Here is a 22,962-nt window from a genome sequence, read left to right on the forward strand (position 1 = left end):
TATACGAGACCGCGTCCGGGGCGGCCGCCGGGCCGGCGGCGGACGGCGGGTGCACCCGCTCGCAGGCCGACGGCGGGCTCACGCGCGCGGGTGGCCGCCCAGGCTCAGGTGCCGGTGAGCGCACCGGTGAGGAACGCGATCCCGAGGACCACGCCGAGCAGCCCGGCGACGATCGCGAACACCGCGCGTCCACGTCCGTGGCCGCCGTGCTGCCCACGGACGAGCGCCCACACGCCGAGCGCGAGGGAGAACGGCGCGAGCGGCCACAGGAACAGCGCGAGCAGCCCGAGGTACCCCGCGACGATCGACTGCCACGAGCGGCCGGTCGGCAGGAGCCAGTGCACGACGTCCGAGGGCTCGCGCCCGACGCCGCCGCTGACGTCGCGCGCACCCGCGGCGGCCGTCCCGTACGTCGCGGCGGGCGGGAACCCGGCGGTGCTCGTGCCGGAGCCCGGTCCACCCCATGCCTGCGGACCGCCCCACCCCTGCGGGACGCCCCGCCCCGGGGTCCCGGCCCAGGCCTGCTCGCTGCCGGTCGACGGGGACGAGCCCCACCACTCCCCGGCCGCGACGGGCTGCGGCACCTCGGGCGGCGGGACCGGCGTCGTGTGCTCGGTCCACGCCGCGCCGTCGAACCAGCGCACGACACCCGGGGTGTGCCCGTCGTCGTACCAGCCCGGCTGCACGTCCACGCTCTGCGTCATACGCGTGTCGTCGGCACCCCGCGGCACGACCTTGAACACGCGCCCGGTGACGCGGGCGTCAGCCGACGAGCCAGAACGCCCCGAGCGCGAGCGCGCCGAGCGTCACGACCAGGAAGATCCCGACCCACAGGATCCCGGGCGTCCGGGTGAGGTTCCCGAGGATGTCGGCGTCGGACTGCCCACGCCCCCGGGCCCGGCGGCGCGAGTGCTGCAGCTCGAGCACCGCGCGCGGGGCGCCGAGCAGCAGGAACCACGTCACGGTGTACGCGAACGTCACCTGCCACTCCACCGGCGCCCACCAGGTCACGCCGACGAGCACGACGCCGCTGACGAGCACCGTCCAGAGCCCGTACCAGTTGCGGATCTGCAGGAGCAGGAGCGCGAGCGCGAGCACGAGCAGCCAGAGCAGCCCGACGGCATACCCCCGCCCGAGCAGCCACGCAGCCCCGAGCCCGAGGATCGCGGGCCCGACGTACCCCGCGAACGCCGTCGCGACCATGCCCGGCCCGCGCGGCCGCCCGACCGAGACGGTGAGCCCCGACGTGTCCGAGTGCAGCCGGATCCCCGCGAGCCGGCGGCCCGTGAGCACCGCCACCGTCGCGTGCGAGCCCTCGTGCACGATCGTCAGCGCGTGCCGCGTCAGGTGCCACAGCCTCGGCAGGGCGAGGCACAGCAGCGCCACCCCTGCCGTGACGAGGACGACCGCCGGGACGGCCGGGTCCTGCGTGCTCGTCGCGCGCTGCCAGATCTCGCTGATCAGGTCCACGGATCACCTCCGGTGCGCAGCCAACCAGATCTTGGGCGACGGCGAGGCACCGCCGTCCGGGTGTGGGCCGCCCGGGGACGTCGCCCCGCGTGCCCGCGTGCCCCGTCCGCTCGGCCAGACCTGCCGCCCCGAAGGCGCCGACGTCGCCCGCGGCCTGCGGCACCCCGGGACGGGCGGGCTAGCGTTCGACGACGACCCGGGAGCGTGCGATGGACGAGCGACGTGCTGCCACAGCTGCACCGGACCACGCCTCACGGGAGCCCGGCCCGGTGACGACCTGGTCCGCGGCCTCGGGCGCGCAGGCGACGGTGCTCCGCCTGCAGCGGAGCGCAGGCGCCAGCTGGCGACGCTGGGCGAGGCGCGGGTCGTCGCGGCCCCGTGGGCGCACGTCCGTCCGCTGCCGGGCGGGCGGCTGCTGCTGCTCGCGTCGGCGCACCCCGCCGACCCCGACGACCCCGCCGACATGGCCACCCTGCGCCGCCTGGTCGACGCGCTGGACCTGCGCGCAGCCCAGGAGGCGCACCGCAGCTGACCGGCGACCACCACCGGCGACGGGTCGACCGGCGCGAGGCGGTCCCGGGTGGGCTGCGAGGCTGCGTCGCTGCGCAGCGGCGTCACTGCGCAGCGGCGTCACGGCGCCTGGAGCGCGACGTCCTGCCCGACGGCGACGATGCGGGCGCCTTCCGGCACCACCTGGACCTCGCTCAGCACGACGCCCTCCGGCAGCCCGTCGAGCGGCACGGGGATGCCGCTGAGCCGGTCCTCGAGGCGTCCGGGCAGGTCCGCGACGTCGACCGAGACGCCGCCGACGCTCACCGTCGTCACCCCGACCTGCAGCGCGCCCTCGACGACCGAGGGGGCGAGGCGGGCGGACAGCTCGAGGCCGAGCACCGCGCCGGACGCGACGAGCTCCGCGCCGTCGGTGGCGAGGTCCGCGTCGACCTCGCTGTGGTCGCGCACGAGCTGCTCGAGCGACGCGGTGGGCACCGTCCCCGTGAACCGGACCCGTGCCGCGGTGTACGGCTCCGAGGTGGTCACGCCCGTGGCGGTGGCGTCGACGTCGACCAGGTCGGTGCCCTCGAGCACCACGCCGTCGGCGTGCGCGACGACCTCGTCGACCGACCCGGCGAGGAGCTGCGTGAGGAACGGGAAGCCGCCGAGCTCGACCGTCGGCGTGCCCGTGACGTCGAGCCGGGCGGCGAGCTGGTCGACCGCCGCGCGCTCGACCTCGCCCTCCGCGTACCGGTCCACGACGAGCAGCCCGCCGACGAGCACCCCGATCCCGACGACCCCGACGACGACTCCGCGTGCACCCATCGGGCCAGCGTAGGGACCGGCGGGCACCCCGGCCGGTCGTCGGTCACCCGGTCACCCGTGCGTGGTGGCCACGCGACCCTCTGCCCGAGGAGCCGGTGCACGAGCGCGGCGTCGACGACCACCTCGTCCGCGTGCATCCTGCCGACCGCCATGCGCGCTCCGTCCGACGGGCCGTCCGGTCTCGTGGCGGGAGCACCGGCCCGATGCCGCTCCTGCGGTGCCGGCCTCGCCCGACGACGCGGTCCCGCGCCGCTCCTTTTCGCGCGGCCCCTGTCGCGACGGCGCCGCGCCGCTCCTTTTCGCGCGGCCCTGTCGCGACGGCGCCGCGCCGATCCTTATGGCGCGGCCCTGTCGCGACGGCGTCGCCTCCCGGACGCGTCGCCTCCCGGACGCGTCGCCTCCCGGACCCGTCGCCGCCCGGACGCACCGGTGCCCGGGTGCGGCGGCGAGGAGCCGAGCACCCGGGCACCGGGATCACGCGGGACGAGCCGTCGCCGTCAGCGGGGACCGGACCGGCCCCGCCGGCGGAGAGTCAGGAGCGCACGCCGTCCGGCGAGCGGTCCGTGGAGTTGAGGCCGCCCGCCTGGCCGCCGACGAGCGCCCCGACGTCGAGCCCCGTGAGCGACTTGATGACGTCCTGACCCTCGCTCAGCACCTGCGCGACCGTCTTGGTGAGCGACGACGCACCGTCCGTCGAGACGACGGTGAGGTTGTCGATGCCCGAGATCGGCTCGGCGGCGGCGCGGACGATCTCCGGCATGAGCGCGATGACCTGCTGCGCGAGGACGGCGGCACCCTGCTCGCGGAGCGCCTCGGCCTGCGCCTTGGTCGCCTCGGCGGCGGCCAGGCCCTCGGCGCGGGCCGCCTCGGCGCGCGCGAGACCGAGCGCCTCGATGGCCTTCGCCTGCGCGAGCTGGCGGTCGCGGTCGGCGTTGCCGGCGCGGATCGTCGCCTCGGCGGCGGCCTCGGCGTCCTGCACCGCGGCGATCTTGTTCGCCTCGGCGATGCGCATGCGCTTGAACGCGTCGGCCTCGGTCGCGGCGTTCGTGGCGTCGCGGTTGGCGTTGGCCTGCTGGACGGCGGCGTACGCGGCGGCCTCGGCCGGCTTGCGGACGTCGATGTCGAGCTGCTCCTCGGTCACGCGCGCCTGCTCGGAGAGCGCCTCGCGCTGCAGGGCCGCGACCAGGCGGTCCTGCTCCGCGCGCGCGAGCTGCCCGGCCGCGTCGGCCTCGGCGTTCGCGCGGTCCGTCTCGGCCTTGATGCCGGCCTGCTTGAGCGAGAGGTCGCGCTGGCGGGCGGCGATCTGCTCCATCGCCTGGATCTTGGCGAACTCGGAGACCTGCTGGGCCTCGGCCTCCTTGACCTCGGCGACCTGACGGGCACGGGCCGCCTCGGCGCGGCCGAGGTTCGCGAGGTAGTCCGACCCGGGCGTCGAGATGTCGGAGATGTTGAGCAGGTCGACCTGGAGGCCCTGCTCCGCGAGGTCCGTCTTGGTCGACGCGACGACCGCGTCCTGGAGCGACTTCCGGTCGGAGATGATCTGCTCGATCGTCATGTCGCCGATGATCGCGCGCAGCGAGCCCTCGAGGGACTCCTTGATGACGTCGTTGAGCGTCGCCTGCTGGGACAGGAAGCGCTGGGCCGCACGGCGCACGCCCTCCTCGTCACCGCGGACCTTGAAGTTGATCGACGCCTTGATCGCGAGCTTGATGCGGTTCTTGTCGACGCCCTCGACGGTGATGCCGATCTGCCGCTGCTCGAGCGAGATCGGGAAGCCCTGCTGAAGCACGGGCCAGATGAACACGCGCCCGCCCACGACGACGCGCTGACCCGAGTCGGTCGCGACGGCGTTCTTGCCGGCGCCGCGCCCGACGATGATGAGCGCCTCGTTCGGGGGGACGCGGCGGATGCGCTTGGTGATGAGGGCGATCAGGGCGACGAACGCGATGATCAGGGCGGCGACCGCAGCGACTACGGCACCCCCGTCGAGAAGCTGGTCCATGGTGGTCCCCGGTCCCCCGGGGCTCCTTTCGTCGGCGTGCTCGGTCTGCGGTGCTGGCGGTGCGGGTGGGGCGGGGCGGGGGCGGCTCGCGGGTCAGCTCACGCGCGCGTCACCTGGACGCGGGAGCCGGACACGGCGACGACGACGACGCGGGTCCCCGGCTCGATGGGCTCGTCGGCCCACGCGAGGCGGTTCTCGAGGTCGCGCACGCCCTCGAGCCGGACCTCGCCGCCGTTGGGTCCCGTCGTCGCGGTCGTCACGCCGTAGGCGCCGTCGAGCGGGGGCGGCGGGGCGTCGTCGCTCGCCGCCAGGGCCGTGATGACGCGCTGCGAGACGAGGGCGGCGACCGCGGCGAGCGCCACCGCGATCGCGTACGCCCACCCCGTGCCGAGGTCGTTCGCGACGGCGATCACCCCGGACGCGCCGAACACCACGGCGCCGATGCCGATCGCCGAGCCGGACAGCCCGCCCTCGCCGAAGCCGACCTCGTCGAACATCTCGCCGAAGACCAGCGAGACCACGAGGAGCACGAGCCCGAGCGCTCCGAGGACGGTGAAGACGAGCACGGTGGAGACCTTCCTGGCGGGGGCGTGTGCGCACAGTGTGTCAGGCCGCCGTCGCGCGCCGCAGCCGTCTGCCGGGCGATCCTCGGGGGGTGTCCGTGGACCGGGCTGGGGGCGGGCGGCGCGCACCTGGCCTGAGGAAACGCGGTGGCGGCGTGTCGGCGGCGCGCGGCACAGTGGACCTGCCGACCGCACGCAGCGCCGTCGGGACCACGAGAGCGCGGGGAGCACGTGACCGACCCAGAGACGTCCGGCACCGGGACGTCCGGCACCGGGACGCCGAGCACCGAGGCGGCCGGCACCGGGGCGTCCGCACCCGGCGCGGCCCCGGGGGCGACGGCGAGCACGAGCCCGTTCGTGCCGGGACTGCGCGCGACGACCCTCGGGATGCTCGCGCTCATCGCCCTGGGCGCGTTCGAGGCGCTCGCCGTCTCCACGGCGATGCCGAGCGTGGTCACCGACCTCGGCGGGTTCGAGCTGTACGCGACCGCGTTCGCCGGGCCGGTCGCGGCGGGCGTCGTCGGGCTCACGGTCGCGGGTCTGTGGACGGACCGCCGCTCGCCCGTCGCCCCGCTGCTCACCGGCGTCGCGCTGTTCCTGGCCGGGCTCGTCGTGGCGGGGCTCGCGGGCAGCATGCCCGTGCTCGTCGCCGGCCGCGTCGTCCAGGGCATCGGCTCCGGGCTCTACAGCGTCGTGCTCTACGTCGTCGTCGCCCGCGTCTACCCCGAGGCCACCCGCCCGCGCGTCTTTGCGGCGTTCGCGGCGGCGTGGGTCGTCCCCGGGCTGATCGGTCCATTCCTCGCCGGGGTGATCGTCGAGCAGCTCGGCTGGCGGTGGGTCTTCCTCGGCGTGCCGCTCCTCGCGGTCCCCGCGGTGCTCGCCCTGTGGCCTGCGCTGACGGCGATCCGGCAGGCTCCACGCGCGTCCGCGGACGCGTCGGGCAGTGCCCCGTTCGTGGAGGACGCGAACGGCAGCGCCCGCCCCGCGGGCGACACGGACGCCAGCGCCACGTCGGTCGGCGCCGACGCAGATCCCTCCGGAGCCCGTCGGTCCGACGCCCGCACGTCGACGCAGCTCGTCGCCCTCTCGGTCGTCGCCGCCGTCGGCGTCCTCGCGCTGCACCACGCGGGTCAGCAGCGGGGTGCCTCGGCCCTCGCGTGGACCGTCGCGGGCGGGGCGGCCGTCGCGCTGACGCTCCCGCGCATGCTCCCGCCCGGAACGCTCCGCGCAGCCCGTGGGCTGCCCACGGTCATCGCGCTCCGTGGGCTGCTGAGCGCGGCGTTCACCGCGGCCGAGGTGTTCATGCCGCTGCTGCTGCAGACGCACCGCGGCCTCGGCCCGTCGGCGGCGGGCGCGGTGCTCACGTGCGCGGCGGTGAGCTGGTCGACCGGCTCGTGGCTGCGGGGGCGCGGGTTCGGCGGGTGGTCCGACGTCCGGTGGCTGCGCGTCGGGGGCGGGGCCATGGTCGCCGGGATCGCCGTCGTCGCCCTCGTCGTGGCGCCCGCCGCTCCGGTCGCGATCGCCTACGTGGGCTGGACCGTCGCGGGTCTCGGCATGGGGCTCGCGTTCCCGACGACGTCGATCCTGACCCTGCGCCTGTCGCCGCCCGAGAGCCAGGGCGCCAACAGCTCGGCCCTCCAGATCATGGACTCGGTGAGCATCGCGCTCGTCCTCGCGCTGAGCGGCGCGCTGCTCACGGCGCTCGGCGGTCCGGCGGAGCTGCGCGCGTTCGCCGCGGGGTTCGCGCTCGCAGCGGCCGTCGCCCTGGTCGCCGCGCTCGTCGCGCACCGGACGGTGCCGCGCGGCGGGTGACGGGTCAGCGTCGGGAGCCGACGACGACCGTGCCGTCCACCTCGTCGTCGTGCACCACGACGGGCACGAGCCCTGCCCGGGCCATCGCGTCGGCGGTCAGCGGCGCCTGGCGCTCGCTCGTCTCGATGAGCAGGTGCCCGTGCGGCGCGAGCCATCGCGGGGCGACCGCCGCCAGGCGGCGGTGCACGTCGACCCCGTCGGCACCGCCGTCGAGCGCGACGGGCGCCTCGTGCTCGCGCGCCTCGGGAGGCATGAACGCGATCTCGTCGGTGGGCACGTACGGGGCGTTCGCGACCAGGACGTCGACCCGGCCGAGCAGCGCGCGCGGCAGCGGCGCGTCGAGGTCGCCCTCGTGCACGCGGCCCCCGGCCGGCTCGACGTTCCGGCGCGCGCAGCGGACCGCGGCGGGGTCGAGGTCCGCCGCGTGCAGCTCCGCACCGGGGACGCGCGCGAGCACCGCGACGCCGACCGCCCCCGTCCCGCAGCAGAGGTCCACGACGACGGGGGGTCGACGCGCGTCCTCGTCGCCCGGCCGCGCGGTGCCGCCGGCTCCGGCCGACCCGCCGTCCCGGGCGCCCGACGGTCGGCCGCCCGACGCCCCGTCCGGCCCCGCACCGCCGTGCCCCCGACCGCCCTGTTCCGCACCGCCCCGTTCTGCACCGCCCCGTTCTGCACCGCCCCGCCGCGCACCGCCCTGCCCCGCACCGCCCTGCCCCGCACCGCCCTGCCCCGCACCGCCCTGCCCGAGCCGGCGCACGGCCTCCCGCACGAGCAGCTCGGACCGCCGTCGCGGCACGAACACCCCGGGCTCCACGACGACGCGCAGCCCCGCGAACGCGGCCCAGCCGAGCACCTGCTCGAGCGGCAGCCCCGCGACCCGGCGCACGACGAGGTCCGCGAGCTCCGCGGGTGTCCGGGCCTCCGTCAGCAGCAGGTCGGCCTCGTCCTCGGCGAACACGCACCCCGCGGCGCGCAGCACGCGCACGACGTCCGCGCGGGACGTCCCGGACGCCGGGCCGGGACCGAGGGGATCGCGCGGGACGGGCACGTCGGGCGGTGCGGTCACGGGTGTCCTTCCGGGTCGACCGCCCGACCGTAGCGCCGTCGGGCGGCCCGGGCGCCGGCGTCCGGGTCGCTCCTCCCCGCGGCGACCACGCGGACGCTCGGCCTGCGCAGCATCGCGGGCGCCCACGGCGGCGGCCACGCGCCGCAGCCCGGCACCGCGCGGCGGCACCGCCACGACCGGCAGCGCTCACGGGCCGCAGCGACGTCAGAACCGGCGCACCGCGATCCCGGGGTACTCGAGCACGAGCCCTGCGGCGTCGACCTCGAGGTCGCACGCGGTGTCGAACGCCGGTGCCGTGTACGCGAACCGCCGCCCCGGACCGGGGTGCTCGACGCGCGCGTACGTCTGCTCCAGGCGCTCGACGTCGAGCCCGACGGCGCGGACGTAGACGGCCGGCGCCGGCCCGCCCTCGCCGACCGCGAGGCGCATGCGGTGCACGGGCAGCGCGTTGGTGACCGCGGAGGACTCGAGGTCGACGTCGAGGCAGCCGTCGAGGCGCGGGTCGTGCTCGCCGTCGACCCGCCAGCGGCCCGAGCCGTCGGCGTCGAGGACGAGCGTGCGCTCACCGGCCGGCGACAGCCCCCGGACGCGTGCCCGCCGCGTCGTCCACGTGGCGTCGACGTCGATCACCGCGTCGACGACCCAGGGCTCGCCGTCCTCGACCGCGGTCGTGCAGGTCGTGATCCGCCACCCGCCGCCGAGCCCGTCGAGCCCCCCGGGCCCTCCGCCCCCGAGCGCCGTGACGTGCACGACCTCGAAGCCCTCCCGCGCCGTGCGGTGCTCCCAGGCGGCGAACGGCGGCGGGTCGGCGAACGGGGTCATCGCCCGAGTCTTCTCGCGGACCGGACACCACGGAAGAGGCAGCGCCGTGCCGGTGTTGCGCCAGTCATGCCACCAGCGACGAGCGCGCCCGCCGTGACCACCGGTCCGGGCGCGACCCCCACCAGCACCCTCCCCACGAGCCCCGACCCCGTGGGCACCCCGGCGGCGCTGCCCGCGCGCACCCGCCTCGGCGTCGGCCTCGTGCTGCTGCTCTCGGCGCTGACCGCGATCGGCCCGCTCACGTTCGACACCTACCTCGCCGCGTTCCCCGAGATCGGCGCCGACCTCGGCGCCTCGACCGCCGCCGTGCAGCTCACGCTCACCGCGTCGCTCGCGGGGCTCGCGCTCGGGCAGCTCTTCATCGGGTCGCTCTCGGACGCGTACGGGCGCCGGCGGCCGCTGCTCGGGGCGCTCGTGCTCTACGTGCTGGTCTCGGCGTCGATCGCGCTCGTCGAGTCGGTCGCGATGCTGACGGCGCTGCGCGTCGTCCAGGGCTTCGCGGCGGCGGCCGGGATGGTGCTGTCGATGGCGACGATCCGCGACCGGTTCGAGGGTGTCGCCGTGTCGAAGATGATGGCGCGGCTCATGCTCGTCGTCGGCGTCGCGCCGGTGCTCGCACCCACGATCGGCGCCCAGCTGCTGAACTTCGGCTCGTGGCGGCTCGTGTTCGGCTTCCTCGCGGTGGTCGGCCTGGTGCTGCTCGTGATCGCCTCGGTGGCGCTGCGCGAGTCGCTGCCGGTCGAGAAGCGACGCACCGGCGGCACGCGCGCGGCGCTCGGGTCCTACCGCGTGCTGCTCACGAGCCGCACCTTCCTCGGGCTGGCGTTCCTGTCCGCGACGTACATGGGCGCGATGTTCACGTACGTCTCGGCGGCCACGTTCGTGTTCCAGGACGGCTTCGCGCTGTCCGCGCAGGAGTTCGGCTGGGTGTTCGCGGCGGGCGCCGCCGGCATCACCGCGGGCTCGCAGGTGTACGGCGCGCTCGTCGGGCGGTTCGAGCCCGAGCGCATCCTGGCGTGGGCGGTCGCGGCGGGCGTGGTGCTCGTGGTGGCACTGCTCGTCGTGGCGGCCGCGGGCGGTGGGTTCTGGCCCGTGACGACGCTGCTGGTCCTGGTCCTGACGACCGCGGGCTTCGTGATGCCGTCGGCCCCGGCGATCGCGCTCGCGGCGAACCCGCAGCGCGCCGGGACCGCCGCGGCCCTGCTCGGGGCGCTGCAGTTCGGCCTCGGCGCCGTGATCGCCCCGCTCACGAGCGTCGGCGGGCAGCCGACGGCGCTCCGCATGGCGGTCGTCATGACGGGCACGATCCTCGTCTCGGCGGTCCTGCTCCTCGTGACGCGGGTCGGGATGCCGGCCCGACGGGTCCGCGCCCTCGCCGCCTGACCTCGGACCACCACCGGCCCGGCGCGGCCGTCGCTCGGTGACGCCGGCGGGGCCGGCGCCGCACGGCGGGTCGACGCCTCGGCCTGCCGTGCAGGGCCGCGGGCCCGGCCCCGCACCACGTCCCCACCCGGTTCCTGCCTGACGTTCACCTGCCGTTCAGGCACCTCGGCGACAGTGGGTCGCGGACAGGGCCGGCGCCGCGCCGGTCCGCCGGGAGGCCCGACCACCATGACCACGACCCTGCCCGACCAGCGCGCCGCCGCGTCCCCGCCGCCGGAGCCCCCCGCCGCGGCGGACTGGCTGACGGCGACGCTGCGCCCCACGGGTGTGCTCGGCCGCGAGGACGCCGTCCGGCTCGCGGACGTCCTCGGCCCGCTCTCGGCGTCCGCGTCGCTCGTCATCCTCGACCTCGGCGCCGCACGGATCGGGAGCCGACGGGTCGCCGCGGTGCTCGACGAGGCCGGCGCGCACCTCGAGCGCCGGGGCGGCGGCCTGATCTGCGTGAACGTCGACCCGGACGACCGCACGCACCTCACCGCGGCCGGGGGGCACGCCGTCGTGGTCGACGCCCCCGCCCCCGCCGGACCGGACGAGCTCGACGACCAGGACGCGTGACGACCGCCGCGACCCGCTCCCCCCTCCCGACGATCACCCGCGGCACGCCGTGAGCGGCCGCGCGCGGGTGGATACGATGGCGCGCGCTCGCCCGTACCCCGGGCTCGTCCGTCGGAGGGAGGGTCGTGGCCCGCACGCTCGACCTCGCGCCGGCGACCGGCGGACCGGGAACGACGACGGCGCGACCCGCGGGGCGGACCGTCGCCGGCGCGCCCGACCTCCTGCGCACCGCTCGAGGTGCCGGGGAGGGAGCGTCGTGATGGCGCCGTCGGCACGGGGCGGCCGGGGCGTCAGCGCGCGGCTGCGTGTCGCCGCCGTGCCTGCCGCGGCGCGCGAGACGCGGCACTGGGCGGTCGGCCTGGTGAAGGAGCACGGCGCGAAGGCGTCCGCGGCGCGCACGGTCGAGCTGCTCGTCAGCGAGGTCGTGACGAACGCCGTGAAGTACGGCGCGGTCGCCGACGCGATCGCCGTCTCCCTGCGCTGCACCGACGGCTCCGTGACGATCCGGGTGAGCGACGACAGCACCGTGCGCCCCGTCGTGCGCCGCGCCCGCCCGAGCGACCTCGGCGGGCGCGGGATGGAGCTCGTCGAGCGCCTCGCGGACGACTGGGGCGTCGACGTCGACGCCCGGCGCGGCAAGACGGTCTGGTTCCGGGTCGCCCTGCGCTGAGCCCCGCGCGGCGGGGTCCCCCGACCGTGGCTCACCGCGCGCCCACGCGGCCCGGCCGGTAGGAATGGGCGGCATGACTGTCGTCGGACTCCATGCCTCGCACGAGCAGGTCCACCCCGCCGCGCTGCTGCGCGCGGTCCAGCAGGCGCAAGCAGCGGGCTTCGGCGCCGCGATGTGCTCGGACCACCTCGCGCCCTGGAGCGAGCGCCAGGGCCACTCGGGCTTCGCGTGGTCGTGGCTCGGTGCCGCGCTCGCCACGACCGACCTCCCCATGGGCTGCGTCAACGCCCCCGGGCAGCGCTACCACCCCGTGATCGTCGCGCAGGCGTCGGCGACGCTCGCGGCGATGTTCCCCGGGCGGTTCTGGGTCGCGCTGGGCTCGGGCGAGAACGCCAACGAGCACATCACCGGCGACCCGTGGCCGCCCAAGGCCGAGCGCGACGCCCGGCTGCGCGAGTGCGTCGACATCATCCGCGCGCTGCACGCGGGCGAGACGGTCACGCACCGCGGCCTCGTCACGGTCGACGAGGCGCGCGTCTGGACGCTCCCGGACACCCCGCCCAAGCTCATCGGCCCGGCGGTCACGTCGGCGACCGCCCGCGCGCACGCCGACTGGGCCGACGGCCTCATCACGACGAACCAGCCCGTCGAGAAGCTCCGCGAGATCGTCGCGGAGTACCGCGGCGCGGGCGGGCGCGGCGACCTCGCGCTCCAGGTGCACCTGTCGTGGGCGCACACCGAGGAGCAGGCGCTCGCGATCGCGCACGACCAGTGGCGCACGAACATCTACGACCCGCCGGTGTGCTGGGACCTCGCGACGCCGCAGCACTTCGACGTCGTCGCGGCCGACGTCCCGCCCGAGCAGGTGCGCGGCACGGTGATCGTCTCGGCGGACGTCTCGCGGCTCGTCGACCAGATCGGCGAGCTCGTCGACGTCGGCTTCGACCAGGTGTACCTGCACCACGTGGGCCAGGAGCTCGAGGAGTTCGTCGACGTGTTCGGCGAGCGCGTCGTCCCGCAGCTCGCGGGCACGTCGTCGGGCACCGGGCCGGGCACCTCCTCGGCCGCGTCGCCGGGCACCGCGTCCGCGGGCGCCGCCGGGCACGCCGACCCCCACGACCCGCACCTCTACGCCCCCGAGCACCAGCAGCCGGGCCCCGAGGCGGAGGTGGGCCACGCATGAGGATCACCGACACCTCGGACCTGTGGTGGAAGAACGCGGTCGTCTACTGCCTGGACGTCCAGAAGTTCATGGACTGGGACGGTGACGGCACCGGCGACTTCGCGGGCCTCGCGCAGCGCATCGACCACCTCGCCGACCTCGGCGTGACGTGCCTGTGGCTCATGCCGTTCTACCCGACGGCCGACCGCGACGACGGCTACGACATCACCGACTTCTACGGCGTCGACCCCCGCCTCGGCACGCACGGCGACGTCGTCGAGATCATCCGCACCGCACGCGACCGCGGCATGCGCGTCATCGCGGACCTCGTCGTCAACCACACGTCGGACAAGCACCCCTGGTTCAAGGCCGCGCGGTCCAGCAAGGACAACCCGTACCGCGACTACTACGTCTGGCGCTCCGACCCGCCGCCGAAGGGCACCAAGAAGGACGTCGTCTTCCCCGACAAGGAGGACAGCATCTGGGAGCTCGACGAGAAGACCGGCGAGTGGTACCTGCACCGGTTCTACAAGCACCAGCCCGACCTCAACGTCGCCAACCCGCAGGTCCGCGACGAGATCGCCAAGGTCATGGGCTTCTGGATGGAGCTCGGGCTCTCGGGCTTCCGGGTCGACGCCGTGCCGTTCCTGCTCGACGGCGCGGAGGTCAACCCCCGCGACGACCTCGTCGACCCGCACGAGTACCTGCGCTCGCTGCGCTCGTTCATGAACCGCCGCTCCGGGGACGCGATCCTGCTCGGGGAGGTCAACCTGCCGTACGAGCAGGCCGTCGAGTTCCTCGGCGGCAGCGACGGCGACGAGCTGACGATGATCTTCGACTTCCCCGGGATGCAGGCGACGTACCTCGCGCTCGCCCGGGGCGACGCGGCGCCGATCGTGGAGGCGCTCGAGGCCCGGCCGCCGCTCCCGAAGGACGGGCAGTGGGCGACGTTCCTGCGCAACCACGACGAGCTCACGCTCGACAAGCTCAGCGACGACGAGCGCGCGGAGGTGTTCGCGGCGTTCGGGCCGGACGAGGACATGCAGGTCTTCGGCCGCGGCCTGCGCCGCCGGCTCCCCCCGATGCTCGACGGCGACCCCCGCCGCATCCGGATGGTCTACTCGCTGCTGTTCTCGCTGCCCGGCACCCCGACGCTGTTCTACGGCGAGGAGATCGGCATGGGCGAGAACCTGGCGGTCGAGGGCCGGCTCGCGGTGCGCACCCCGATGCAGTGGAACGCCGGCCCGAACGGCGGGTTCTCGACCGCCCCGGCGTCGCGGCTCACCGCGCCGGTGGTCGAGGGCGGGTTCGCCCCCGAGCACGTCAACGTGGCCGACCAGCGCCGCGACCCCGACTCGATGCTCACGTTCATGGGCCTGCTCGTGCGCCGGTACCGCGAGTGCCCCGAGCTCGGCTGGGCCACCGTGGACGTCCTCGACCAGCCGCACGCCCACGTGCTCGCGCACCGCAGCTCGTGGGGCGACGGCTCGCTCGTCGCCGTGCACAACCTCGCCGCCGAGCCGGTCACGGTGCCGCTGCACCTGCCGGACCTCGACGCGGACGTGCGGTTCGTCGACCTGCTCGAGGACGACATGACCACCCCGTGCGGCGAGGACGGTCGCGTCGAGGTCGCGCTGCCCGGGTACGGGTACCGGTGGCTGCGGGTCGTCCGGCCGGGGTCGCGCCGGCTCGTGTAGCCGGCTCGGCCGTGCCGGTGCGTGCCCGTGCGGGGCGGTCCCGCGGTTAGAGTGCGTCGTCGTCGCTGCGATCGCGACGAGAGCGGAGCGCACGATGACGCAGGACCACCCCGGCCAGCCGCGGGACGCACGCACGGACGAGCACGCGGCCGGGCCGGACGACGGGCTCCCCGACCTCCCGCCCGACGAGCAGCTCGAGACGTTCGTGCTCGAGGCCCGCACCGTCCGCGACCACCTCGACGACCTCGCGTCGCGCGCCGGGACCCAGCTGCTCGCGGGCACCGAGATCAGCATCTCGGTGCGCCACCGCGGGCACGACCGCCTCGTCGCGACCAGCACCGCCCGCGCGGGCCTGTGCGACCAGACGGAGTACGACACCGGCGCGGGGCCGTGCGTGACGGCGATGGACCTGCTCCAGGTCGTGCTCGTCCCGGACATCCTCGAGGACACGCGCTGGGCCTCGTGGCGCCGCGTCTCGCTCGACAACGGCTTCCGCTCCGCCGCCGGGATCCCCGCGCACGTCGCGGAGGGCGTCGAGCTGTCCGTGAACCTCTACTCCGAGGAGCTCGACCCCTGGGACGCCGACGTGCTCGTGCGCGGCGACGCGTTCGCTCAGCAGGTGGCCCAGACCGTGCGGCTCTGCCTCGAGGTCGCGCGCCTCACGACCTTGCACGCCGACGCGGTCGCCGCGGCGGAGGCGCGCGAGTCGATCAACGAGACCATCAGCCGCACGATCGCGGAGAAGCAGGGCACCGTCGCGGACGTGCTCGGCCGGCTCGCGGAGCGGACGTCCGAGGACGCCTGAGGCGCCGGACGCTCAGGCGCCCGACGCCCCCGGCACGTGGCCGGACCCGCTACGCGGCGTGGTCGGGGAGCCGCGCGACCTCGGAGTAGAAGCGGTCGATCTGGTGGATCGCCGCCACGAACTCCTCGAAGTCCACGGGCTTCGTGACGTACGAGCTCGCGTGCCCCGTGTACGCGTTGACGATGTCCTCCTCGCCCGACGACGTCGTCAGCACGACCACCGGGATGTGGCTGAGGTCCGGGTCGGTCTTGAGCGCGTGCAGCACCTCGCGCCCGCTCATCCGCGGCAGGTTGAGGTCGAGCAGGATGAGGTCGGGGCGCGGGGCCTCCGCGAAGCGGCCCTCGCGGCGCACGTGCTCGAGGGCCTCGACACCGTCGTTCACGACCATGAGGTCGTCACCGCGGTCGAGGTCGTCGTACGCCTCCTGGATCATCAGCACGTCCCCCGGGTCGTCCTCGACGAGCAGGACGCGAGGGCGGCGGCGCGGGACGGCGGTGCTCACTGAGCGGCGTTCGGGGAAGAGGTCACGCAGAAGGGTCCCACGCCGGGGGCCCGCCCGCTCCAGGACGGGCCCTCGACGTGCGCGCTCCCTCCGCCGGGCGCCTGCGCTGCCGGTCCGCCGCCGCGAAGGCCTTGACGTGGCACTTGCATTTTGCAAGCATCGACGTCATGAGCCTCTTCATCACCTGCCCCGTCGAGAGCGTCGAGCGCGCGACCACCTTCTACACCGCCCTGGGTTGGACCCTGAACCCGGAGATGTCCGATCACAACGTGTCCTGCTTCGCGATCGCGCCCGAGCAGTACGTCATGCTCGGGAGCCGCGAGATGTACGCCGGCGTCGGCGGCGTCGAGGAGGTGGTCGGCGGCCCCGACACCCCCTCGAAGGTCACGGTCTCGTTCGACCTCGGGAGCCGCGAGGCGGTCGACGACCTCGTCGAGCGTGCCGGGGCCGCCGGCGGGCGGATCGGCGACACCGACGACTACCCCTTCATGTACCAGCGCCAGTTCGACGACCCCGACGGCTACCACTACTCGCCGTTCTGGATGAAGCCGGACACCGATCCGACGGCGTGAGCGACCTCGCCGCGGCCCTCGGCATCGTCGGGGCACGGTGGGCCCTGCTCATCGTGGAGCGGCTGCTCGACGGGCCGCAGCGCTACGGCGACCTGCAGCGCGACCTGGGAGTGCCGACGAACATGCTCGCGACGCGCCTGCGCGAGCTCGAGGCGGCCGGCGTCCTGACCCGCCTGCCCCTCCGGCACAACACCCGCGCCTACGCACTGACCGATCGCGGGCTCGCCCTGCACGAGGCGATCGACGCGCTCGGGCGCTGGGGCCGGGAGCACGCCTAGGGTGCGGCGGGTGGAGGCGCACGCGGCCGAGGTGGGCGCTCCTCCGCCGCACGTGGCAGCTGCGTACCGGAGCGCCCTCCAGGCGACTGCTCGCCCCGGACCTCACTCGTAGCTGATCGCCTGCAGCACGGGCAGCCGCGCAGCACGCGCCCCGGGCCACACGGCGGCGAGCACCCCGACGACGACGGCCAGCGCGAGCATCGCCGCGAGGCTCGTCCACGGCACGACGAGCGTCCCGAGGCCCTCGTCGGCGAACACCGTGGGCATCGCCGAGGCGAGCGCGACCCCGACGCCGAGCCCGACGACCGTCCCGAACACCGCGGTCAGCACCGACTCGATCGTGACGGTCCCGGCGAGCTGGAGCCGGCCCAGCCCGACCGCGCGCAGCAGGCCGATCTCCCGCGTCCGCTCGATCACCGAGAGCGCGAGGGTGTTGACGATCCCGAGCACCGCGATCACGACCGAGAGGCCGAGCAGCGCGTAGAGGATCACGAGCACCTGGTCGATCTGCGCGGCGATCTGCGAGATGTACTCCTCGGAGTCGAGCACGGCGACCACGACGTACGGCTGCACGGCCCGCGTCACGCCCGCGCGGACGTCGCCGGCGTCGGCCCCGTCGTCGAACGTCACGAAGGCGGTCGACAGGAACGTCTGCTGCTCCGGCACGAGCGCCCGGAACAGGTCGGCGGGCAGCACGACCGAGGTCCCGATGGCCCGCGAGTCGATCACGGCGCCGATCTCCACGGTGCGCGCCCCGCCCACCCCGACGACCGTGAGCTCGTCCCCGACGGCCCAGCCCTCGTCGTCGGCGGCCTGCTCCTGCACCGCGAGCCGTCCCGCGGCGAGGGCGTCGCCGAACGAGCCGTCGATCTCCTCGATGTCGAGGCTGCGCCCCACGGCGCCGGGCTCGATGCCCGCGACCAGGTCCGCGTCCTCCGGTCCGGGGGTCTGTCCGGCCGGTGCGACGAGGACCGACCCGGCGAGGAACGGGTCGACCGCGTCGACGCCGGGCACCGCCTGCACGTCGTCGACCGCGCCCGCCGGGATCGAGCTCGACCCGGCCGACTGGAGGATGAGGTCCGCGTTCGCCTCGGCCTCGACGATCGCGCTGGTCGACGCCTGGGCCGAGGCCGCGAGGACCGCCGACGCGCCGACGAGCGCCATGCCGATCATGAGCGCACCCGCGGTGTTCGCGGTGCGGCGCGGGTTGCGCACCACGTTGCCGCGAGCCAGCCGGCCGAGCGGGCGGACGGTCGCGACCAGCGGCTGCGCGAGCACGCCGATCGACCAGCGCGCGATCACGGGCGAGAGCAGGAGCGTGCCGACGAGCACGGCCCCTGCACCGACGCCGAGCACGAGCCCCGCGTCGTCCCCGTCGGGCGACCGGACCGACGACACGACGGCCGCGACCCCGGCGACGACCGCGAGCGACCCGAGCACGGCCCGGAGGCGCAGCGAGCGCTCGGGCACCGCGACGTCGTCGCGCATCGCCTCGACGGGCGGCACGAGAGCGGCGCGGCGGGCCGGGAGCGCCGCGGCGAGCACGCTCACGACGGTCCCCACGAGGATCGAGACGACGACGGTGAACCCGTCGAGCGGGATCTCGCCCGAGAGCGTCATGCCCATGCGCTCGAAGACGACCTTGAGCACCTGCACGAGCCCGACACCACCCGCGACGCCCAGCGCCGAGCCGAGCACGCCGACGGCGGCGGCCTGCACGAGGATCGACGCGAACACCTGCGCGGGCGACGCCCCGACGGCGCGCAGGAGCGCGAACTCGCGCATCCGCTGGCGCACCGACATCGCGAACGTGTTGGCGATGATGAAGCCGCCGACGAACAGCGAGATCCCGGCGAAGACGAGCAGGAACGTCGTGACGAACCCGAGCTGGCTGTCGATCTCGGCGCGGGTGTCCGCGCGGAGCGAGTCGCCGGTGACCGCGGCCGCCTGCGCCCCCTCGGGGAGGTCCGCGAGCGCGGCGTCGATCCGCTCGACGAGCTGCGCCTCGCTCACGCCGTCCTCGGCGTGCACGGCGTGCAGCGGCACGAGCCCGTCGGGCGCGTACGCGGCCGTCGCCACGTCGGCGTCGAGCAGCACGATCGTGGCGCCCGCGAACGGCGTGCCCCCGGTGGCCTCGCCGACGATCTCGACGGTCCGGAGCTCGTCGCCGAGCACGACGGTCGTCGAGTCCCCGACCGCGAGCCCCGAGCTCTCCAGGGTCGCGGCCTCGACCGCGATCTCCCCCTCGCCCTCGGGAGCGCGCCCGTCGGTGAGCTCGAGCGTGTCGTCGCGCGGGTCGTAGGCGAACGCGAAGGACGGCGCCTGGGTGCTCTGCACGGCGGTGCCGTCGGCCCCCACGAGCACGATCGGGCCCTGCAGGGCGGGGATCACGTGGTCGACGCCCTCGACACCCTCGAGCGTCCCGGCCAGCGCGAGCGGCACGGGGTTGAGCCCGGAGTCCCCGCCCGGCTGCGAGCCGCCGACGGTCTGCGTCCCCTGCACGTACGCGTCGGCCGTCGTCGTGCTCTCGACGATCCCGGTGAACGTCGTGGAGAGCATCGTGCGCAGCGCGAACGTGCCCGCGACGAACGCGACGCCGAGCGCCACCGCGAGGACCGACAGGACGAAGCGCACGAGGTGCGCGCGGATGCCCCGCAGGGCGACGCGCCTCACCGTCCGGACCGGGTGGCACCGGACCGGTCGGCGCCCGACAGCACCGCGGTGGTCCGGGCTGCGGCGGCCCGGTCCGCGGCGGACTGCGCGGCGGCGGCGAGCGCGTCGAGCACCGACGCGGGCGTCGGGTCGAGCAGCTCGCCGACGAGCAGGCCGTCGGCGAGGAACAGCACGCGGTGCGCGTAGGACGCGGCGGTCGGGTCGTGCGTGACCATCACGATCGTCTGCCCGAGCTCCTCGACGGAGCGGCGCAGGAAGCCGAGCACCTCGGCCGACGACGCGGAGTCGAGGTTGCCGGTCGGCTCGTCGGCGAACACCACCGCGGGCCGCGACACGAGCGCCCGGGCGCACGCGACGCGCTGCTGCTGGCCGCCCGAGAGCTCGCTCGGCTTGTGGTGCAGGCGGTCCTGGAGCCCGACGGCCGCGACCACCGCGTCGAGGTGCGCGCGGTCGACGGGGCGGCGGGCGATGTCGAGCGGGAGGGTGATGTTCTCGAGCGCGGTCAGCGTGGGCACGAGGTTGAACGCCTGGAAGACGAACCCCAGGCGCGTGCGGCGCAGCCTCGTGAGCCTGCGCTCGTTCATCCGGCTCACCTCGTCGCCGTCCACGACGACCGTGCCCGACGTGGGCCGGTCGAGGCCCGCCATGCAGTGCATGAGCGTCGACTTGCCCGAGCCCGACGGGCCCATGATCGCGGTGAGCTCGCCGCGCCGGAACTCGACGTCGACGCCGGCGAGCGCGTGCACCGCCGTGTCGCCGTCGCCGTACGTCTTGCGGAGCTCCCGCGCGTACGCGATCGCCGTCGCTGCGGGGGGCGTCGCGGCACCCGTGGGGCTGCTCGTGGTGGCGGGGCTCGTCGGGCTGGCGGTGCTGCTCATGCGGGTGGTCCCTCGGTGGGTCGGACTGCTGCCGTCCCTCATCGTGGCCCCGTCGGGCGGCGCGGGCGATGGGGGAACCCCCTGGTCAGGCCCTTGCCCACCCCTGAGCGCACCCCCGGGGGCGGCCCTGCGGGCAGCCCTGCCTGCGGGCTCGGACGCGCTCGACCGACCGTCCTGCGGGTCTCCCGCATTGCTGTGGCGCACGTCACATCATGCGCCTAGCCTGACGTCAGGCGCAGGGACGGGGGCCGACGATGATGTGGTCGTTGCTGGTGGTCTTCCTCGGCCCTGCCGTGCTCTTCGGCGCCCTCATGGCGCTCTTCCCGAGCCCCGACGAGCCGGCCCCGTGGCGCGTGCGCCTGGCGCGGACCCTCGAGCGTGCCGCCGACCGGCTGCGCCGGAACCAGCCCGGACCGCCCGACCCCTTCGTCGCGCTGCGCCTGCAGACCCGGCTCGGCGTCGTCGCCGACCACGCGCGCGCGCTCGAGGGCGAGCCCCGGACGTTCGCGCTCGCCGAGCGCGTCATCGCTACCCAGCTCGCCTACGACCAGCTGCTCGCCGAGGCGTGCCGGCTCGCCGGCGTCGAGGTCCTGCAGCGCGCCAAGGGCGACCCGCAGGAGCGTTTCCGCGAGGAGGTCGAGCTCGCCGCTCGCGGCTGGAGCTGGTGAGGCCGCGTGACCCGCCCGTCCGAGCGCCGGACGTCCGTCCCGGTTCGTGGCACGCCCTGCCGCGATGTCGGCATTCTCACCCGGAGCCTTCGTCCCGGTTCGTCCGGGGGCGTCCCGGTCGCGCCGGCCCGTGCCCGAGGAGCGCGCTTACCTCCGCGCCGATACCGGCTTACGGTCGGGGCATGACCGTGACACGCGCGCAGGAGGCGGAGGACACCCGCGTCGACGTCGTGCGCCGGCTCGGTGTGCTCGACACCCCGCGCGAGGAGCGGTTCGAGCGCGTCGTGCGCCTCGCGCAGAACCTCTTCGGCGTCGAGAAGGTCGCCGTCGCGCTCGTCGACCGCGACCGCGTCTTCCACAAGGCGGGGGTCGGGCTCGACGCACGCGAGTACCCGCGGGAGGCGTCGCTGTCCGCGCTCACGCTCGACCACCCCGAGCTCCTCGTCGTCGAGGACGCGCGCGCGGACCCCCGGTTCCGCGACAACCCGTACGTGACCGGTCCGACGGGTGTCCGGTTCTTCGCGGGACAGCCCCTGCACGGCCAGGCCGGGTACCGCGTGGGCACGCTCTGCCTCGCCGACTCCACGCCCCGCACCTTCGGGGAGGAGGACGCGCGGCTGCTGCGCGACCTCGCGCTGTGGGTCGAGAAGGAGCTCCTGGTCCACGAGGAGCTCGAGCGCGCGTCCCAGGTCCAGGCCGGGCTCCTGCCCCGCAGCATGCCGGACCTCCCCGGCTACGAGGTGTCCGGGCGCTGCCTTCCCGCGCGCGCCGTCGGCGGGGACTTCTACGACTGGCACCCCGTCACCGGCGGGGTCGCGCTCACGCTCGCGGACGTCATGGGCAAGGGCGGCGGTGCGGCGATCATCGCAGCGACCGTGCGCGCGGTCCTGCGCAGCTCCGCGCGGCGCGGGGACGTCGCCGCCTCGCTCGCGGACGCCGAGGCCGCCCTCGAGGCCGACCTCCTGCGGACCGGCAGCTTCGTGACCGCGTTCCACGGGAAGATCGACCCCGAGGCGCACGTCCTGACCTGGTCCGACGCCGGCCACGGGCTCACGCTGCTGCTCCGCGCCGACGGCACCACCGAGCGGCTCGCCTCGCAGGGCCCGCCGCTGGGCGCGGTCCCCGGCACCGAGCGGGTCGCCGCACAGGTCGCGCTCGAGCCCGGCGACCTCGTGCTCACGCTGAGCGACGGCGTGCTCGACGCCCTCGACGCGTCCGGCGGGACCCTCGAGGCGCTCGCCGTCGTCGAGCGTGCGGTGCGCGGCGCGCCGTCCGCCCACGAGGCCGTCGCGCAGGTGCTGTGGGCGCTCGGGGCGAACGACCGGCCCGACGACCTGACGATCCTGGCGCTGCGCCGCGAGACGGTGGACTGAGCGGACCGACCCGCGGGCACCGCTCGCGGTCAGCCGGCGCGGACCGCCAGCGTGCTCGACCCGTCCGCGAGGTGCCGGACCTCGATGCGGTCCGCGATCGACTGCTTGAGCGTCTCGACGTGCGACACGACGCCGATGACCCGTCCCCCGGCTCGCAGGCGGCCGAGCTCGGCGAGCACGACGTCGAGCGTGTGGGGGTCGAGCGAGCCGAAGCCCTCGTCGACGAACAGGGTCCCGAGGTCCATGCCGCCGGCCTCGGCGGTGACGACGTCGGCCATGCCCAGCGCGAGGCACAGCGACACGTAGAACGTCTCGCCGCCCGAGAGGGTCCGCGGGTCCCGCTCGAGGCCCGTCGAGTGGTCGACGACCCGCATCGACAGCCCGGTGCGGCGCGTGCGCACGTCCTCGCGCTCGTCGCTGCGCACGAGCTCGTAGCGCCCGTCGGACATGAGGAGCAGGCGGTCGTTGGCGGCCGCGACGACGTCCTCGAAGCGGCGGACCAGCACGTACGTGGCGAGCGTGAGCGCACGGGAGTTGTCCGAGCCGCTCGCGGTCGCGGTCCGCGAGCGTCGAGCCCGACTGGACGCACAGCAGCACCTCGTGCGCGTGGCTGTCCTCGTGGCGCGTGTAGTGC

General features: G+C 75.5%; 23 protein-coding genes. 12 read left to right on the plus strand and 11 right to left on the minus strand.

Annotation, left to right across the window (positions count from 1 at the left end; all coding sequences use genetic code 11):
* Positions 1 to 104: 104 nt before the first annotated feature.
* Both AB6N24_RS16800 and AB6N24_RS16805 read right to left on the minus strand, forming a co-directional pair.
* Positions 105 to 704 (minus strand): DUF2510 domain-containing protein, encoded by a 600-nt coding sequence (locus AB6N24_RS16800; RefSeq protein ID WP_412870532.1) that lies wholly within the window; start codon positions 702 to 704, stop codon positions 105 to 107.
* A 58-nt stretch (positions 705 to 762) separates the two neighbouring features.
* Complete coding sequence (locus AB6N24_RS16805; RefSeq protein WP_412870533.1) at positions 763 to 1,470, minus strand: M50 family metallopeptidase; 708 nt, start codon at positions 1,468 to 1,470, stop codon at positions 763 to 765.
* 97 nt (positions 1,471 to 1,567) lie between these two features.
* Between AB6N24_RS16805 and AB6N24_RS16810 the strand changes: the two genes are divergently transcribed.
* Positions 1,568 to 2,002, plus strand: a complete 435-nt coding sequence (locus AB6N24_RS16810) for a hypothetical protein (protein WP_412870534.1) — start codon at positions 1,568 to 1,570, stop codon at positions 2,000 to 2,002.
* A gap of 98 nt (positions 2,003 to 2,100) precedes the next feature.
* On the opposite strand, the gene AB6N24_RS16815 is transcribed toward AB6N24_RS16810, so the two are convergent.
* The 3 genes from AB6N24_RS16815 to AB6N24_RS16825 all read right to left on the minus strand — a co-directional run bounded on the left by AB6N24_RS16815 (position 2,101) and on the right by AB6N24_RS16825 (position 5,355).
* Positions 2,101 to 2,787 (minus strand): LmeA family phospholipid-binding protein, encoded by a 687-nt coding sequence (locus tag AB6N24_RS16815; RefSeq protein ID WP_412870535.1) that lies wholly within the window; start codon positions 2,785 to 2,787, stop codon positions 2,101 to 2,103.
* Between the two features lie 532 nt (positions 2,788 to 3,319).
* Entirely contained in the window at positions 3,320 to 4,789 is a 1,470-nt protein-coding gene (locus tag AB6N24_RS16820; protein WP_412870536.1) for a flotillin family protein, read from the minus strand.
* A gap of 98 nt (positions 4,790 to 4,887) precedes the next feature.
* Positions 4,888 to 5,355, minus strand: a complete 468-nt coding sequence (locus AB6N24_RS16825; RefSeq protein ID WP_412870537.1) for an NfeD family protein — start codon at positions 5,353 to 5,355, stop codon at positions 4,888 to 4,890.
* A gap of 228 nt (positions 5,356 to 5,583) precedes the next feature.
* Here AB6N24_RS16825 and AB6N24_RS16830 point away from each other — a divergent pair, with 228 nt between their 5' ends.
* Positions 5,584 to 7,164: an MFS transporter gene (locus AB6N24_RS16830; protein WP_412870538.1), complete on the plus strand. Its 1,581-nt coding sequence runs from the start codon at positions 5,584 to 5,586 to the stop codon at positions 7,162 to 7,164.
* Between the two features lie 4 nt (positions 7,165 to 7,168).
* Here the strand turns inward: AB6N24_RS16830 and AB6N24_RS16835 are convergent, their stop codons facing one another.
* Both AB6N24_RS16835 and AB6N24_RS16840 read right to left on the minus strand, forming a co-directional pair.
* On the minus strand, positions 7,169 to 8,140 hold the full coding sequence (locus AB6N24_RS16835) for a methyltransferase (protein ID WP_412870554.1): 972 nt from the start codon (positions 8,138 to 8,140) through the stop codon (positions 7,169 to 7,171).
* Between the two features lie 294 nt (positions 8,141 to 8,434).
* Complete coding sequence (locus AB6N24_RS16840; protein ID WP_412870539.1) at positions 8,435 to 9,052, minus strand: putative glycolipid-binding domain-containing protein; 618 nt, start codon at positions 9,050 to 9,052, stop codon at positions 8,435 to 8,437.
* 93 nt (positions 9,053 to 9,145) lie between these two features.
* On the opposite strand from AB6N24_RS16840, the gene AB6N24_RS16845 reads away from it, so the two are divergent.
* The 6 genes from AB6N24_RS16845 (at position 9,146) to AB6N24_RS16870 (ending at position 15,384) form a co-directional block, all read left to right on the plus strand.
* Positions 9,146 to 10,435, plus strand: a complete 1,290-nt coding sequence (locus AB6N24_RS16845; protein WP_412870540.1) for a multidrug effflux MFS transporter — start codon at positions 9,146 to 9,148, stop codon at positions 10,433 to 10,435.
* Positions 10,436 to 10,663: 228 nt separating this feature from the next.
* Positions 10,664 to 11,050: a hypothetical protein gene (locus AB6N24_RS16850; RefSeq protein ID WP_412870541.1), complete on the plus strand. Its 387-nt coding sequence runs from the start codon at positions 10,664 to 10,666 to the stop codon at positions 11,048 to 11,050.
* Positions 11,051 to 11,309: 259 nt separating this feature from the next.
* Complete coding sequence (locus tag AB6N24_RS16855) at positions 11,310 to 11,720, plus strand: ATP-binding protein (protein ID WP_412870542.1); 411 nt, start codon at positions 11,310 to 11,312, stop codon at positions 11,718 to 11,720.
* A gap of 73 nt (positions 11,721 to 11,793) precedes the next feature.
* Positions 11,794 to 12,903 carry a TIGR03885 family FMN-dependent LLM class oxidoreductase gene (locus tag AB6N24_RS16860; protein ID WP_412870543.1) on the plus strand — a complete coding sequence of 370 codons (1,110 nt, stop codon included), beginning with the start codon at positions 11,794 to 11,796 and terminating at the stop codon, positions 12,901 to 12,903.
* Positions 12,900 to 14,579 carry an alpha-amylase family protein gene (locus AB6N24_RS16865; RefSeq protein ID WP_412870544.1) on the plus strand — a complete coding sequence of 560 codons (1,680 nt, stop codon included), beginning with the start codon at positions 12,900 to 12,902 and terminating at the stop codon, positions 14,577 to 14,579. The genes AB6N24_RS16860 and AB6N24_RS16865 overlap by 4 nt, the downstream gene beginning before the upstream one ends.
* A gap of 94 nt (positions 14,580 to 14,673) precedes the next feature.
* Entirely contained in the window at positions 14,674 to 15,384 is a 711-nt protein-coding gene (locus AB6N24_RS16870) for a hypothetical protein (protein WP_412870545.1), read from the plus strand.
* Positions 15,385 to 15,433: 49 nt separating this feature from the next.
* Here AB6N24_RS16870 and AB6N24_RS16875 read toward each other — a convergent pair whose 3' ends face one another.
* A complete protein-coding gene (locus tag AB6N24_RS16875; RefSeq protein WP_412870546.1) occupies positions 15,434 to 15,886 on the minus strand; it encodes a response regulator in 453 nt (150 codons plus the stop codon).
* Positions 15,887 to 16,053: 167 nt separating this feature from the next.
* Between AB6N24_RS16875 and AB6N24_RS16880 the strand changes: the two genes are divergently transcribed.
* On the plus strand, positions 16,054 to 16,458 hold the full coding sequence (locus AB6N24_RS16880) for a VOC family protein (RefSeq protein ID WP_412870547.1): 405 nt from the start codon (positions 16,054 to 16,056) through the stop codon (positions 16,456 to 16,458).
* Complete coding sequence (locus tag AB6N24_RS16885; RefSeq protein WP_412870548.1) at positions 16,455 to 16,736, plus strand: winged helix-turn-helix transcriptional regulator; 282 nt, start codon at positions 16,455 to 16,457, stop codon at positions 16,734 to 16,736. The genes AB6N24_RS16880 and AB6N24_RS16885 overlap by 4 nt, the downstream gene beginning before the upstream one ends.
* 102 nt (positions 16,737 to 16,838) lie before the next feature.
* Here AB6N24_RS16885 and AB6N24_RS16890 read toward each other — a convergent pair whose 3' ends face one another.
* Both AB6N24_RS16890 and AB6N24_RS16895 read right to left on the minus strand, forming a co-directional pair.
* On the minus strand, positions 16,839 to 19,409 hold the full coding sequence (locus AB6N24_RS16890; protein WP_412870549.1) for an ABC transporter permease: 2,571 nt from the start codon (positions 19,407 to 19,409) through the stop codon (positions 16,839 to 16,841).
* The gene (locus AB6N24_RS16895) at positions 19,406 to 20,287 is read right to left on the minus strand and encodes an ABC transporter ATP-binding protein (RefSeq protein ID WP_412870550.1); all 882 of its coding nucleotides are present in this window, start codon (positions 20,285 to 20,287) and stop codon (positions 19,406 to 19,408) included. Before AB6N24_RS16895 ends, AB6N24_RS16890 begins: the two co-directional genes overlap by 4 nt.
* 254 nt (positions 20,288 to 20,541) lie before the next feature.
* Between AB6N24_RS16895 and AB6N24_RS16900 the strand changes: the two genes are divergently transcribed.
* Both AB6N24_RS16900 and AB6N24_RS16905 read left to right on the plus strand, forming a co-directional pair.
* Positions 20,542 to 20,955, plus strand: a complete 414-nt coding sequence (locus tag AB6N24_RS16900) for a hypothetical protein (RefSeq protein WP_412870551.1) — start codon at positions 20,542 to 20,544, stop codon at positions 20,953 to 20,955.
* 182 nt (positions 20,956 to 21,137) lie between these two features.
* Entirely contained in the window at positions 21,138 to 22,328 is a 1,191-nt protein-coding gene (locus tag AB6N24_RS16905) for a PP2C family protein-serine/threonine phosphatase (protein WP_412870552.1), read from the plus strand.
* Positions 22,329 to 22,357: 29 nt separating this feature from the next.
* Here the strand turns inward: AB6N24_RS16905 and AB6N24_RS16910 are convergent, their stop codons facing one another.
* Positions 22,358 to 22,834, minus strand: coding sequence for an SbcC/MukB-like Walker B domain-containing protein (locus AB6N24_RS16910; RefSeq protein WP_412870553.1), 477 nt, complete (start codon positions 22,832 to 22,834; stop codon positions 22,358 to 22,360).
* Positions 22,835 to 22,962: the final 128 nt, after the last annotated feature.

Source organism: Cellulomonas jepli, from assembly GCF_047229345.1.
Classification (GTDB): domain Bacteria; phylum Actinomycetota; class Actinomycetes; order Actinomycetales; family Cellulomonadaceae; genus Cellulomonas_A.